The sequence below is a fragment of the Bradyrhizobium sp. Y36 genome (genome assembly GCF_002531575.1).
In the GTDB taxonomy this organism is placed as follows: Bacteria; Pseudomonadota; Alphaproteobacteria; order Rhizobiales; family Xanthobacteraceae; genus Bradyrhizobium.
This window is the reverse complement of the sequence record NZ_NWTI01000003.1, coordinates 302351-315839: the sequence shown is the minus strand read 5'-3', so window position 1 is coordinate 315839 and position 13489 is coordinate 302351. Positions and strand designations below refer to the sequence as shown.

Annotated in this window: 12 protein-coding genes and 1 pseudogene; 8 read left to right on the top strand and 5 right to left on the bottom strand. The window is 64.0% G+C overall.

What is annotated here, in order from left to right; all coding sequences use genetic code 11:
* The first annotated feature begins 10 nt into the window (after positions 1-10).
* A complete protein-coding gene (locus tag CO669_RS08190; protein ID WP_097659271.1) occupies positions 11-1438 on the top strand; it encodes a PepSY domain-containing protein in 1428 nt (475 codons plus the stop codon).
* A 1-nt stretch (position 1439) separates the two neighbouring features.
* Here the strand turns inward: CO669_RS08190 and CO669_RS08185 are convergent, their stop codons facing one another.
* Positions 1440-2417, bottom strand: coding sequence for a serine hydrolase domain-containing protein (locus tag CO669_RS08185; protein WP_245444232.1), 978 nt, complete (start codon positions 2415-2417; stop codon positions 1440-1442).
* Between the two features lie 428 nt (positions 2418-2845).
* Here CO669_RS08185 and CO669_RS08180 point away from each other — a divergent pair, with 428 nt between their 5' ends.
* From CO669_RS08180 to CO669_RS08160, 5 genes are read left to right on the top strand one after another with little or no spacing between them, the layout of a single operon-like run.
* Positions 2846-4447: an ABC transporter substrate-binding protein gene (locus tag CO669_RS08180; protein WP_097659269.1), complete on the top strand. Its 1602-nt coding sequence runs from the start codon at positions 2846-2848 to the stop codon at positions 4445-4447.
* Positions 4448-4464: 17 nt separating this feature from the next.
* Positions 4465-5406, top strand: coding sequence for an ABC transporter permease (locus CO669_RS08175; protein WP_097659268.1), 942 nt, complete (start codon positions 4465-4467; stop codon positions 5404-5406).
* Positions 5403-6326 (top strand): ABC transporter permease, encoded by a 924-nt coding sequence (locus CO669_RS08170; RefSeq protein ID WP_097659267.1) that lies wholly within the window; start codon positions 5403-5405, stop codon positions 6324-6326. Before CO669_RS08175 ends, CO669_RS08170 begins: the two co-directional genes overlap by 4 nt.
* 19 nt (positions 6327-6345) lie before the next feature.
* A complete protein-coding gene (locus CO669_RS08165; RefSeq protein ID WP_198963892.1) occupies positions 6346-7335 on the top strand; it encodes an ABC transporter ATP-binding protein in 990 nt (329 codons plus the stop codon).
* A complete protein-coding gene (locus tag CO669_RS08160; protein WP_097659265.1) occupies positions 7332-8324 on the top strand; it encodes an ABC transporter ATP-binding protein in 993 nt (330 codons plus the stop codon). Before CO669_RS08165 ends, CO669_RS08160 begins: the two co-directional genes overlap by 4 nt.
* A 100-nt stretch (positions 8325-8424) precedes the next feature.
* Here the strand turns inward: CO669_RS08160 and CO669_RS08155 are convergent, their stop codons facing one another.
* Positions 8425-8991 (bottom strand): hypothetical protein, encoded by a 567-nt coding sequence (locus CO669_RS08155; RefSeq protein ID WP_245444230.1) that lies wholly within the window; start codon positions 8989-8991, stop codon positions 8425-8427.
* Between the two features lie 111 nt (positions 8992-9102).
* Positions 9103-9246: pseudogene (locus tag CO669_RS36635) on the bottom strand (HNH endonuclease); the annotation flags it as partial.
* A 36-nt stretch (positions 9247-9282) separates the two neighbouring features.
* Here CO669_RS36635 and CO669_RS08150 point away from each other — a divergent pair.
* Together CO669_RS08150 and CO669_RS08145 are read left to right on the top strand one after the other, a co-directional pair.
* Positions 9283-11472, top strand: a complete 2190-nt coding sequence (locus CO669_RS08150) for a GNAT family N-acetyltransferase (RefSeq protein ID WP_097659263.1) — start codon at positions 9283-9285, stop codon at positions 11470-11472.
* Positions 11465-11896, top strand: a complete 432-nt coding sequence (locus CO669_RS08145) for an ASCH domain-containing protein (protein ID WP_158228753.1) — start codon at positions 11465-11467, stop codon at positions 11894-11896. The genes CO669_RS08150 and CO669_RS08145 overlap by 8 nt, the downstream gene beginning before the upstream one ends.
* A 226-nt stretch (positions 11897-12122) precedes the next feature.
* Here the strand turns inward: CO669_RS08145 and CO669_RS08140 are convergent, their stop codons facing one another.
* Positions 12123-12410 (bottom strand): YciI family protein, encoded by a 288-nt coding sequence (locus CO669_RS08140; protein ID WP_097659261.1) that lies wholly within the window; start codon positions 12408-12410, stop codon positions 12123-12125.
* Positions 12411-12483: 73 nt separating this feature from the next.
* Positions 12484-13458, bottom strand: coding sequence for a sugar ABC transporter substrate-binding protein (locus CO669_RS08135; RefSeq protein ID WP_097659260.1), 975 nt, complete (start codon positions 13456-13458; stop codon positions 12484-12486).
* Between the last annotated feature and the right edge of the window lie 31 nt (positions 13459-13489).

Sequence of the window (13489 nt, the reverse complement as noted above, 5' to 3'; positions counted from 1 at the left end):
CGCTGACCGCATGATGGGCGCGATCGTCCTGCTGCACCGCTGGCTCGGGGTCGCGTTCTGCCTGCTGTTCGCGATGTGGTTCGCGACCGGCATCGTCATGCACTTCGTTCCGTTTCCGTCGCTGACGGAAGCGGAGCGGGTTGCCGGGCTTGCGCCGGTGAATCCGGGCGAGCTGCGCGTCGCTATTGCCGATGCCGTGGCCGCGAGCGGCATCCCCGATGCCACGCGCGTGCGCTTGATCCTACGGAGCGATGGGCCGGTCTACGTCGTGTCGAGGGCCGCGCAGCTGCGCGCGGTTCGCGCGACCGACGGGCAGGATGCATCGGTGCGGTCGGCCGATCTCGCGCTCGCCATCGCGGTTGCGCATGCGCGTCAACGCGGGCTCGATGTCGCGCATGCCGCTCTCGTTGCCCATGCGGCCTACGACCAGTGGAGCGTCCCGAACGGCTTCGACCGTCACCGGCCCGTGTTTCGGGTGGCGCTCGGCGACACGGCCGGAACGGAAGTCTACGTCTCGTCGCGCACCGGCGAGGTCGTGCTGGATACGACGCGAAGCGAGCGCGGCTGGAATCTCGTCGGCAGCGTCCTGCACTGGATCTATCCAACGCTCCTGCGGAGCGATTGGGCGCTGTGGGACGGCGTGGTCTGGACGCTGTCGCTGCTGGCCCTGATCGCGGCCGTGCTGGGCGCAGTGCTCGGCCTCGTGCGGATCAGGATGCGGAGCGGCCGCCTTGCGACGCCTTATCGCGGCTGGCACGGGCTGCATCACATCCTCGGCCTTGCGGCGACGCTGTTCGTGCTCAGCTGGATCTTCAGCGGCTGGCTCTCGATGGATCACGGCCGGCTGTTCTCGCGCGGACAGCTGACGGGCCCTGAAGGCAATACCGTGAATGCCGTGCCAGTCTGGGCGGCCGCATCATCGCTTGACCGCAAACCGTTGCCGTCCTCGGCCCGGGAGGCCGAATGGTTCGCCTTCGCCGGCAAAGCCTACCGCCGCGATCGGCTCGCGCTGGATGCGCAGGCGCTGGTGAGGACAGAAGATGCGTCCGGTGCGGGACAAGCCGGATTTTTGAGCGCGCAAGAGGTTGGCGGCTTGACGACCCGCCTTGCTGCAAATTGCGGCATTCCCAGCGTTCTCGCGGGCAATGACGACTATCCCGCGCGGTCTACCGTCCCGGGCGCGCCGGTCTACCGGTCGCATTGCGGCGAGGTCTGGTTCGATATCGATGGCGCCGACGGCACTGTGCTGCAGAGGCTTGATGCTTCGCGTCGCGCCTATCGCTGGGCGTATGGCGCGCTGCACACGTTGGATTTTCCGACCCTGCTCGCGCATCCTCTCTTGCGCGAGATATTGATCGTCGCACTTTGCGGGTTCGGTCTTGTGTTCTCCGTCACGGGAATTGTCATCGGCTGGCGGCGCCTGCTTCTGTCGCGTTGAGTCAGCCCGCCACCGGAATGGCCCGCAAGACCTCCTTGAAAACGCCGGACTGCAGCTGAAACGCGCGCGGGCTGTAGTCCTGATAATAGCCCGCGGTCACGGCCACCACGAGGTCGAGCTCCGGAACGATGCGGATGGACTGCCCGCCGCGACCGAGCGCGGCGTCCCAATGGATTTCGCGTCCGCCGTGGAGGGATCGGCCGAGCCACCACAGATAGCCGTAGAAATAGGGACCCGTGGCTTCCAGCCGCGGTCGTGTCGAAGCGTCGATCCATGCCTTCGACACGATTTGACGATCGTTCCAGCGGCCGCCCGCGAGCACGAGCTGACCGATTTTGACCATGTCGCGCGGGCGCAGGCGCAATCCTCCTCCGGCATTGGTATCGCCCTTCACGCGCGTCCACTCGAAGCGGGTGATGCCGAGCGGCTCGAACAGCACCTCGCGCGCGAATTCGTCGAGCGGCTTTCCGACGGCCTTTCGGATGATGGCCGAGACCAGCGTGAGTGCGCCGGTGTTGTAAAAGAAATCTTGTCCGGCCGGCGTCACCGCGGGAAGACCGAGCACATAGCGACAGGGGTCGGCGGCCATGTGCATGCGCGCCTCGTCATTATTGTCGTTGCCCGTGCTCGGCGTAGCCTCCACCCATTTCAGGCCCAGCGACATGGTGAGCGCGTGCGACAGCCGGATGCGGTCCTTCTCGGGCGAACGCAGGTCGGACAATTCAGGAAAGAAGCTGAAGATCGGTTCGTCGACGCTCGCGATCAGCCCGCGATCGATCGCGATCCCGAGCGCGAGGCACGCCACGCTCTTGGACACCGATTTCATGTCGTGCAGCGTATCGGCATCGAAGGTGGCGTTTGCGATGGGACGGTCTTTGATCTCGTCGGAGCCCGTCAGATAGCGCTCGAACACCAGCTTGCCGCCGCGCGCGACCAACACGGCGTGCACATTGGCGGACGCCGCGAGCCGGTCGGTCATCCTGCACAGCGCCGCTGTATCGACGAGGCCGTCCTCAGTGCCGGACGCGGTTGGCCAACCATCGGCTTGCGGGGCAGGGATGCCGCAACTGGCGGGCTCCGCGGCTACGGGCATTCCGGCCAGCGGTGACAACGCCACCCCACCGACGAGCGACATGAATTGGCGTCGTTTCATTCGATTGTGCCGCCCGCGTCCACGACAACCTGATTAATGCATCGCACAATGCTGCCATCAGGAATTGTCGAGAGCAATAGCCGTTTCGCCAGCCGACGCTGTCGCCGGCTCTCGAAGTCAAGCTCACGAAAATGACAGTGAGATCGCGCTGGTGAAGGCGCGTTTAGTGGCATACCATTTGCAAGCCAATGAGCTCTGGTTTCACTGCTCTTGGCCAACGATGGCCGGCATCACGGCAATAACGGGAGGACTTCATGGATCGCAGGACCGTATTGAAGGGACTGGCCGGCGCGGGCGGTCTGGCATTGACCGGCCTCTCGGCACCGGCCATCGCGCAGGGCGCATCCGCACGTACCCTGCGCTTCGTGCCGCAGGCCAACCTTGCCAATTTCGATCCGATCTGGGGCACGCAATATGTGGTGCGCAATGCGGCCGCGCTGGTCTGGGATACGCTTTACGGCATCGATGCGCAGCTTCAGCCGCAGCGCCAGATGGTGGAGTCCGAGGATACCACCGACGACGGCAAGACCTGGACGTTCAAGCTGCGTTCCGGTCTCAAGTTCCATGACGGCGAGCCGGTGCTGGCCAAGGACGTCGTCGCGAGCCTGTCGCGCTGGGCTGCGCGCGATCCGATGGGCCTGATGATCATCGCGATCCAGCAGGAACTGACCGCCGTCGACGACCGCACCTTCAAATGGGTCCTGAAGCAGCCCTTCCCGAAAATGCTCTACGCGCTGGCCAAGAACAACGCGCCGTGCTCGTTCATCATGCCCGAGCGCATCGCCAAGACCGACCCCTTCAAGCAGATCACCGAATATGTCGGCTCGGGCCCGATGAAGTTCGCCAAGGGCGAATGGGTCCCCGGCGCCAAGGCCGTGTTCGAGAAATTCGCCGATTACGTCCCGCGGCAGGAGAAGGCATCGTGGCTGGCCGGCGGCAAGCAGATCATGGTCGATCGCGTGGAATGGATCGTGATGCCTGATCCGGCGACCGCGGCCGCCGCCCTGCAGAACGGTGAGGTCGATTGGTGGGAGAACCCGATCGCCGACCTCGTGCCGGTGCTGAAGAAGAACAAGAACATCAGCGTCGACATCGGTGATCCCCTCGGCAATATCGGCTCGTTCCGCATGAACCATCTGTTCGCGCCGTTCAACGACGTGCGGGCGCGGCGCGCGGTGCTGATGGCACTGAGCCAGGAAGACTATATGCGCGCGATCGTCGGCGACGACACCGCGCTGTGGAAGCCGCTGCCCGGCTTCTTCACGCCTGATACGCCTGTCTACAACGAGCTGGGCGGCGATATCCTCAAGGGCAAGCGCGACTTCGACGCGGCCAAGAAGCTGCTCGCCGAGAGCGGCTATTCCGGCCAGCCGGTGACCTGCCTCGTCGCGCAGGATCAGCCGATCACGAAGGCGCAGGGCGACGTCACCGCGGATCTCCTGAAACGGCTCGGCATGAATGTCGACTTCGTCGCCACCGATTGGGGCACGGTCGGCTCTCGCCGCGCGCAGAAGACGCCGCCCGGGCAGGGCGGCTGGAACATGTTCCACAGCTGGCATGCCGGCGCCGATTGCATCACGCCCGCCGCCTACACCGCCATCCGCGCCAACGGCGACAAGGCGTGGTTCGGCTGGCCCAACAGCCCGAATACCGAGAAGGAGATCACGGGTTGGTTCGACGCCAAGAGCATCGACGAGGAGAAGGCCGCGATCGGGCGGGTCAACAAGGCCGCGATCGAGGACGTCGTCTACGCGCCGACCGGGTTCTTCCTGACCTACACGGCATGGCGCAAGAACGTCTCCGGCATCGCCAAGGGGCCGCTGCCGTTCTTCTGGGGCGTGTCGAAGTCCGCTTGATCGTGCGCTGAAGCCAGATGCTCTCCTACATTCTCCGTCGCATCGTCGCGACCTTGCCGGTCATGGCAATCGTCGCGCTGTTCGTGTTCAGCCTGCTCTACATCGCGCCGGGTGATCCCGCCGTGGTGATCGCGGGCGATCAGGCGAGCCCGGAGGATGTGGAGCGCATTCGCCAGAGTCTCGGTCTCGACCGCCCGTTCCTGATCCAGTTCGGAAGCTGGGTCTGGCGCATCCTGCACGGCGATCTCGGCACCTCGATCTTCACCAACCTGCCGGTCTCCACGATGATCGGACAGCGTCTCGGGCCGACACTGTCGCTGATGATGGTCACGCTGCTGCTCACCATCGTGGTCGCGGTGCCGCTCGGCGTCGTTGCGGCATGGAAGGCGGGGAGCCTGATCGACCGCGTCATCATGGGCTTTGCGGTGTTCGGCTTCTCGCTGCCCGTCTTCGTGGTCGGCTACATGCTCGCCTACGTTTTCGCTCTCGAATTGGAATGGCTGCCGGTGCAGGGCTATACGCCGCTCGCGCAAGGCTTCCTGCCGTGGCTGGAGAATTTGATCCTGCCCGCGATCGCGCTCGGCTGCATCTACATCGCGCTGGTCGCGCGCATCACCCGCGCTGCCATGCTCGAGGTGTTGCAGCAGGACTATATCCGCACCGCCAAGGCGAAGGGCCTGGGGCAGGGTGGCATCCTGTTCATTCACGCGCTGAAGAACGCGGCGGTGCCGATCGTCACCGTGATCGGGATCGGCATTGCGCTCTTGATCGGCGGCGCCGTCGTCACCGAGAGCGTGTTCGCCATTCCCGGCCTCGGCCGGCTCACGATCGACGCGATCCTGCGCCGCGACTATCCGGTCATCCAGGGCATCGTGCTGCTGTTCAGCTTCGTCTACGTCCTCGTCAACCTGATGATCGACGTCATTTACACGCTCGTTGACCCGAGGATCCGCTATTGACCGACACCACCGTCAACCCGCAATCGCTTCCCGCAGGCCTCGTGCTTGCGCCGGAGCTGCCGGAGATCCTCCGGCCGGTCAGGATCCGGCGCGGCTTCGTCGGCCTGATGCGCGGCCACCCCACCGTCGCGATCGGCGGCGCGCTGTTGCTGGCGTTGGTCCTGATCGCGATCTTTGCGCCTTATCTCGGAACGGTCGATCCGACCGCGCTGGCACCTGCCAAGCGCACGCGGGCGCCGTCGGCGGATTTCTGGTTCGGCACCGACGTGCTCGGCCGCGACATCTATTCGCGCGTGCTCTATGGCGCGCGGGTCTCGCTTACGGTGGGCCTGTCGGTCGCGATCTTCGCATCCGCGGCAGGCCTTGCCATCGGCATGGTCTCCGGCTTCATCCGCTGGGCCGACGGCATCCTGATGCGCTTCATGGACGGGTTGATGTCGATCCCGCCGATCCTGCTGGCGATCGCGCTGATGGCCTTGACGCGCGGCAGCGTCGGCAACGTCATCCTCGCCATCACCGTCGCGGAGATCCCGCGCGTCTCGCGCCTCGTGCGCAGCGTCGTGCTGTCGCTGCGCGAGCAGCCCTATGTGGATGCCGCCGTGGCCTGCGGCACCCGCACGCCGATGATCATCCTGCGCCACATCCTGCCCAACACGGTCGCGCCGATGCTGGTGCAGGCGACCTATATCTGCGCCAGCGCCATGATCACGGAGGCGATCCTGTCCTTCATCGGAGCCGGCACGCCGCCGACCATTCCGTCCTGGGGCAACATCATGGCCGAGGGCCGCGCGCTGTGGCAGGTCAAACCCTACATTGTGTTCTTCCCGGCGGCGTTCCTGTCCGTCACCGTGCTCGCCGTGAATCTCCTCGGCGACGGCCTTCGCGATGCGCTCGACCCGCGCATGGCCAAGAGTCTCTGACGGATCGGGGCTGATCGCGATGGCATTGCTAGAGGTCGAAAATCTCCAGACCCATTTCCGGACCCCCAGCGGCGTCAACCGCGCGGTGGACGGGGTGTCCTTCCATGTCAACGAAGGCGAGACGCTCGCCATCGTCGGCGAATCCGGCTGCGGTAAATCGGTGACCTCGATGTCCTTGATGCGGCTGATCCCGGAGCCGCCGGGCAGGATCGCGGGCAGCATTCGTTTCGCGGGCAGGGATCTGCTGAAGCTGTCGGACCGCGAGATGCGCGCGATCCGCGGCAACGACATCTCGATGATCTTCCAGGAGCCGATGACGAGCCTGAACCCGGTCCTCACCGTCGGTCGCCAGATCCGCGAGACCCTGATGATCCATCAGGGGTTGGACAAGGCAGCCGCCGAGGCTCATGCGGTCGAGATGCTGACGCTGGTCGGCATTCCCGAGCCGAAGCGCCGGGTACGCGAATATCCGCATCAGCTCTCCGGCGGCATGCGCCAGCGCGTGATGATCGCCATCGCGCTCGCCTGCAATCCGAAACTTCTCATTGCGGACGAGCCGACCACCGCGCTCGACGTGACGATCCAGGCGCAGATCCTCAAGCTGATGCTCGACCTCAAGCGTCGGGTCGGTGCCGCCATCATCCTGATCACCCACGATCTCGGCGTCGTCGCCGAGATCGCCGAACGCGTCATGGTGATGTATGCGGGACGCAAGGTCGAGGAGGCGCCGGTGGCCGAGCTGTTCCGCTCGCCTCGCCATCCCTACACGCAGGGCCTGCTGGGTGCGGTGCCGCGGCTCGGCTCCTCGCTCGCGGGGACCGCGACGCGGCTCGCGGAGATCCCGGGGCAAGTGCCTGACCTCAGGAAGCCCATCGTCGGCTGCGTCTTCGCCGGCCGCTGCGCGCTCGCGACCGATCTCTGCCGGCAATATGCGCCCGGGCTGGAGGAGAAGGGCCCGCGCCACGTCGCCGCCTGTCACTACGCCACCAAGGGAGCGGTCGCGGCATGAGTCCTCCGCTGCTCCAGGTCAACGACCTCAAGAAGCACTTTCCGGTCAAGAAGGGCCTTTTCCAGCGCAAGTCCGAATGGGTCTACGCGGTCGACGGCGTCTCCTTCGAGATCGCACGCGGCGAGACGTTGTCGCTGGTCGGCGAGTCCGGCTGTGGCAAGTCGACGGTCGGCCGCGCCATATTGCGGCTGTTCGACATCACGTCGGGGCAGGTGATCCTCGATGGCCAACGCATCGACGACGCTCATCCGAGCACGATGCGCCAGATGCGGCGCCGTGTGCAGGTCGTGTTCCAGGATCCGTTCTCCAGCCTCAATCCGCGCATGCGCGTGCGCGATATCCTGGCCGAGCCGATCCGCAATTTCGGTCTCGCCAAGTCCGCCGAGGATCTCGAGGTCCGCGTCACCGCGCTGATGGACACCGTGCGGCTGCCGCGCGAGGCACTGAACAGGCGGCCGCACGAATTCTCCGGCGGCCAGCGCCAGCGCATCGGCATTGCGCGCGCGCTCGCGGCCGAGCCCGAGCTGATCGTCTGCGACGAGGCCGTTTCCGCGCTCGACGTCTCGGTCAAGGCGCAGATCGTCAACCTCCTGCAGGATCTCCAGCGCGAGTTCGGCCTCGCGCTGCTGTTCATCAGCCATGACCTCGCCATCGTCGAGCACATGACCCACCGCGTCGCCGTGATGTATCTCGGCAAGATGGTGGAGGTGGCGCCGCGCCGCGAGATCTTTGCGGCACCCCGGCATCCCTACACCAGGGCGCTGCTCTCCGCAGTGCCACTGCCCGAACCCGGCGCCCATCGCAATCCCATCATCCTCAAGGGCGATGTGCCGAGCCCGATCAATCCGCCGAAGGGATGCCGCTTCCATACCCGCTGCCCGCTGGTCTTCGACCGCTGCCGGACGGAAGAGCCGACGCTACGTGCGGTGGGAGGCGAGCAGTGGGTGGCTTGTCATCTCGAAGATGGCGCTGCGGTGGCGAACGGATAGTCTAATCGATGAGGCGTGCGGTGGGTTAGGCCATCAATGAAGGGATAGGAATTGAGGAACTGACGCCGTTCGAATCCGGCGCACTCTGTCGGCTCACGTGTCATTCGAACACAGGCGGAACAGGCAGCTTGTCGGAAGTGTAAAGCGGGCTCGTTCCGTCGTGGGCCTTCAGCCATCGTTCATAGCTGGCGATTTCAGGCTCCCCCAGATTGATGGCGAATTCCTCTCCAAAGATGCACACGACCGCGTAGAGGTCGAGGTGGCCGGGCTCAGACAACTGCTCGCACAGGATCGTGAATTCATGGAGAACCTGGTAACCGTCGCCGTCCCCGTGCACATCCCCCTCGCCATAAATCCGGCGACGCGAGAACGGCCATTTCTCCGGGCGGTCGCCGATCCGAGCGAAATGCCGAATCGGATCGAGAGCCTCCTTGTCCACGATTTCTTCATTCCAGCCTTCGACGCGGATAATGCGCTCGACAAGAACCTCAAGAGCGACCTTCGCTAAGAAGCGGGACATCAGGCGCTGGTCGATTGCCTCGATGATCGGGATGTAAACGGACCGCGCGCGGCCGGTTTGGATGGCCTCCGCGAGAGCGAGATGCTCCCTTTCGTTGCGCCCTCCGAGCGTGAGGTTGTTCCCATCCATCCATACATCGGCGTTCATGCGGGCTCCCGGCACAAGGCCTCCCATGGGTGGGATCAAGCCACGCTTGTTCGGGACCCATTGCCGAGAGCGGGCGTGGCGAAACCAGGATGTCGCCAGCAGTGGCCCTTCGACCTTACGTGCAAAATAGTTGTTGCAGGTATCGCAGACGGTGCCGCGCGGAAGCACGTGATCGATATTTCCGAGAGACTCGGGGATAATATGCTCTATACTCCTACTTTTGGTTGAGTCCCGTTTGCAGAAGATACAGCGCATAAAGTGTGCCTATGTTTGCCGCCCGGATAATTGCCTATGAGTGATAAGGGTATATCGCAGAAGCCGGCGAGCCGCTTCATTTATCGCACCGAGACTGATCCCGCCGTCGTGTTGCAGCATTTCGCAGCCATCCGCGCACTGGCCGATAGCGAGAAGGAAGCGCTCGGCTTCTTGCCGGAGGCGGCTTATCGCGACGCCGTTATAGAGAAGCGGCTAAGGGTGATGCTGGCCCGCGAGAACGGCATGTCGCAGCTTGCCGGGTTTATTTTGTTCAGCGGCGTGTTTCCCAATGCCCGCGTACAGGCTGTCGCGGTCAGGGCGGAGCATCGCCGCAGCGGCGTTGCGTCGGCGCTGGTCAGCGGGCTTGTGTCGCACCTTGAAAGCCGCGGGTACATTGCGATAACGGCGGCGGTCGCCTCCGATCTTGCAACCGCGCAAGCCTTTTACGAAAGCCGTGGCTTCGTCGCCCGGCATGTTCGTGACGGCGGCCAGGCGCGGCAACGCCGTATCGTGCTGCGCTCACGGGAGCTGGATACGGCGAACTTCTTCACGTTGATGGCGCCTCCCACCGTCTCCGGGCAGGGTGTTGTAAACCTCGGCCTCCGCCCGCGCAGCGCCTTCGAGGCGCCCTTATACCTCATCGATCTCAATGTTTTGTTCGACCTGATTAAGGAACGCGCGCGGTCTGCGACCGCCAACCGCCTTTTCGGAGCGGCGCTCGCACATTTGGTTCGCTTGGCGGTTGCGCCCGAATTCATTATCGAGCTCGAACGCACCTCGAAGGACCCTGCCAATGACACGCCCTTGAAGCTTGCGCGCCAACTGCCCAAGCTACCCGCCTTCCCGAAAGAAGATGTGGAGCCGTTGGCGGCTGCTATCCACAAAACCGTGTTCGTTGATACCAATCACGCGCAGGCGGGGACGCGCCAAGCGCTTAGTGACGCGCGACACCTCGCCGAAGCGGCTCTGATCCGCGCGTCCGGCTATATCACCAGCGACAATGCCCTGCTCAATGCCCGTGACGACCTGCTAAGGCTCATCGGCGTTGATATTGCGAGCCTCGACGAGTTCGTCGAACTGCTACCTGCGGAGGAGCCGAGCCGGGAACGCGGCCAGCTCAAGGGAACGAAATGCGAAACCAAGACGGCCACGGCCGCCGAGGCAAAAGCTTATCTGGCCTCCCAGAATGTGGGTGACGCGCTGGTTACCGATTATCTTCCATCGGCGGCGGCATTCCAGCGGGCGAGCACGCACGGAATCTTTGAGGATGGGGATCTCGTGGCGGTCGGGATGTACAGGGCGCCGGCGAGTGTTGATGCGCCCGCGCTTATGCTGGTGCACGTCAGGCCCGATCACGTCTCCTGCGAGACCTTCGCCGAGCATCTCCTTGACGAAGCCATCCGGGAGTCCTGTCATTCGGGCCCCGTCACTATTGAGCTACGGGCCATACCGGGGCAGTCGACCGTCAACCGCGCCGCCAAGCTCCGCGGCTTTTTACCCGCAGCCAATTCTGACATCCTGATCAAGGTAGCCTTGGGACGCCCCCTCACGCCATCGACCTGGACCGCGATTGCACGTCAGACGCGCCGCCGGACCGGCCTCGCCTTGCCCGAAGCCGTACCGGCCGCCAGCGCGATTCAAACCGGCCTTTCGGTCCGTGGTGCAGACGGAAGCGACATCACGGTCCAACTTGCCGCCCTGGAAGCCGCGCTCGCGCCAACCTTGATCGCCTGGCCGGGTCGGGATGGCGTCATTGTTCCAATTGCAAAATCATTCGCCGACGATCTGCTGGGGACTGCCGACCAACTTTATATGTTTGGTCGCCCGAACGCGGCCTTCGTGAGCCTGCGGACGTATTTCAACAGTCCGCGCACCGCCCCCCTGATGCGGTCCGGCGTTCCAATCCTTTTCTACGAGTCCAAGCGCTCCGGCGGCCGCGCTGCCATCGTGGCGGCTGGCCGGATCGTGGACGCCACTATCGTCTCTAAGGAGCGCGTATCGGATGAACTCCTCCAGCGCGCGGTTGTCGAGGATCTCGACCCCTTGACAACGTCATCGGATGTTCTGGCGACATCGTTCGATAGCCTAATTCGGTTCCCGAATCCCGTCACACTCGATACACTTCGGCAACTCGGCGCCGAAGGATCGTCGAATCTTCAAACAACAACTCCGCTACCCAACGCCCAGTTGGCTGCAATTCTCGATCGTGGATGGTCAAGTGCCTGAGGCAAGCGACGCAATCATTTCGATCCATCCCGGATATGCGAATGCGATCCTGGACGGAACGAAGACGATAGAATTGCGACGCCGGATTCCCGAACTCGCCAATGGCACGCGGCTCTGGATTTACGCGACTCGTCCGACGGCCGCGGTTGTTGGGGTCGCGACTATCAGCGATGTCAACCGTGCCCATCCGCGCACGATCTGGCAGAAGCATCGTGATGGCGCTGGCGTCGACCATGCCTCCTTCATGGAGTATTTTCACGGTGCGCCGCAGGCGGTCGCGATCCTGCTCGCGGCGGTCAAGCGGGTCGGTCCAATCACGATAGAAGAGTTGCGCGAAATCCGGGATCGCTTCCATCCGCCACAAGTCTTGCTGCGGCTAACGAATGCGGAAGCCAAGGCCCTGCAACGGCTCGCCAAGAAATGACGTCCGTCGCCTCACGAGGCGCACGCTCAGCTCGCGCAAAGCACCACTAACATCGGGCTACGATTGCATTATGCCCCTGTTTTGCCCGACGAGTCAAAATTCACCGCCGATGGGTCGGCATTGGCCTCTGATGCGAGGTCGCGCGATGTATCGGAAATTCGCCAGCAGAATCAAACCCCATTCTACTGTGCATGGGGTTGTTTTCGCACTTTTGACCAGGCCGGCCTCAGCCTTGCCGGCGCAGGAAGCCTGTGATCGTCACCTTTTCCCAGATGCCCGCCGCGGCAAAGGGATCGGCGCGGTTGAAGGCCTCGACTTCAGAGCGGCCCGGCGCCTCGATCAGGAACAGGCTGCCGATCATGGTCTGGCCATCGTCGGAGACCAGCGGTCCCGACATCACGATCTTGACGCCGAAGCGGGAGGTGTCGCTCAGGAACGCCTTGTGGGCATCGTAATTGGCGAGCCGCGTCGGCAGCGCACCGCTGCGGTCGATGGCGTGAATGGCGAACAACATGGCAGTCTCCGTTTCTTAGGCGTGGGTTCTTGGGACGGCCGCCGCGGCGGCCGTCCGGGCGCGATGGGCGGGCTTACTTGGCGCCGAGCTTGCTGGCGTCCTCGAAGGTCGGGCAGGTCCGCTGCTCCAGCGGGACGTCGAACGGCTGGTAATTGTCCTTGGTGATGACGGTGGGCTTCAGCACGATCTCGGCGATGACGGGCTGGTTGCGAAGGCTACGGATCGCCATCATGGTGCCGAGGCATCCTTGCGCAAATCCGTTGTAGTCGCCGCTGGCGAGCAGCTTGCCGGACTTGATCGCGTCGATCGCCTCCTTGGTGCCGTTGATGCCGATCACCTGGGCCTTGCGGTTGGCGCCGTCCAGCGCCTCGATCGCGCCGACCGCCATGGCGTCGTTGGCGGCGAGCACGCCGTCGATCTGCGAATTCGACTGCATCAGGTTTTCCATCACCTGGAGCGCTTGCAGCCGCTGGTAGTTGCCGGGCTGCGAAGCCAGGAGCTTGGCGCCCGCGTTCTCCTTCAGCGCATCGTTGAAGCCGCGGACGCGGTCGACATTGGTCAGCGAGCCCTTGACGCCCTCGATGATGACGATGTTGCCCTTGCCGCCCAGCGTCTTCAGCAGGAAGCGCGCGGTCTCGAGCCCGAGGCTGTAATCGTCGGCGCCGACGAAGGAGAGAAACTTGCCGCCGGCGGAGCGATCGGTGATGTTGACGACGGGGATCTTGGCTTCGTTGATCTTCTCGACACCAGGCACCATTGCCTTGTAGTCCACCGGCGTGAAGACGATGGCGCTCGGCTTCTTCACCACGACGTCCTCGATCTGGCTGAGCTGCTCGGGGATCGAGTCCGGCTTGGTCGGGATGTATTGCAGCGTCTTCGCGTTCAGCGTCTTCGCCATGTTGTCGGCGCCGACCCGTACCGTCTGGAAGAACGGGTTGGTCTGGTTCTTGGTGAAGACGGCGATGGTCTCGCCGTCGGCACGCGCGCCGGTGGTGAACGCGGCCGCCATCAGCAGCGGCAGTGCCATATAGCCCAGTTTCAGTTTCATGTTGCCTCCATCCCTCGTTTTGCTTGTTGGA

Bases quoted from the DNA above. Each gene is read 5' to 3' on its own strand.
- CO669_RS08165 (WP_198963892.1), top strand. From the start codon at position 6,346: ATGGCATTGCTAGAGGTCGAAAATCTCCAGACCCATTTCCGGACCCCC.
- CO669_RS08190 (WP_097659271.1), top strand. From the start codon at position 11: ATGATGGGCGCGATCGTCCTGCTGCACCGCTGGCTCGGGGTCGCGTTC.
- CO669_RS08175 (WP_097659268.1), top strand. From the start codon at position 4,465: ATGCTCTCCTACATTCTCCGTCGCATCGTCGCGACCTTGCCGGTCATG.
- CO669_RS08140 (WP_097659261.1), bottom strand. From the start codon at position 12,410: ATGTTGTTCGCCATTCACGCCATCGACCGCAGCGGTGCGCTGCCGACG.
- CO669_RS08150 (WP_097659263.1), top strand. From the start codon at position 9,283: ATGAGTGATAAGGGTATATCGCAGAAGCCGGCGAGCCGCTTCATTTAT.
- CO669_RS08155 (WP_245444230.1), bottom strand. From the start codon at position 8,991: ATGAACGCCGATGTATGGATGGATGGGAACAACCTCACGCTCGGAGGG.
- CO669_RS08185 (WP_245444232.1), bottom strand. From the start codon at position 2,417: ATGACCGACCGGCTCGCGGCGTCCGCCAATGTGCACGCCGTGTTGGTC.
- CO669_RS08160 (WP_097659265.1), top strand. From the start codon at position 7,332: ATGAGTCCTCCGCTGCTCCAGGTCAACGACCTCAAGAAGCACTTTCCG.
- CO669_RS08180 (WP_097659269.1), top strand. From the start codon at position 2,846: ATGGATCGCAGGACCGTATTGAAGGGACTGGCCGGCGCGGGCGGTCTG.
- CO669_RS08135 (WP_097659260.1), bottom strand. From the start codon at position 13,458: ATGAAACTGAAACTGGGCTATATGGCACTGCCGCTGCTGATGGCGGCC.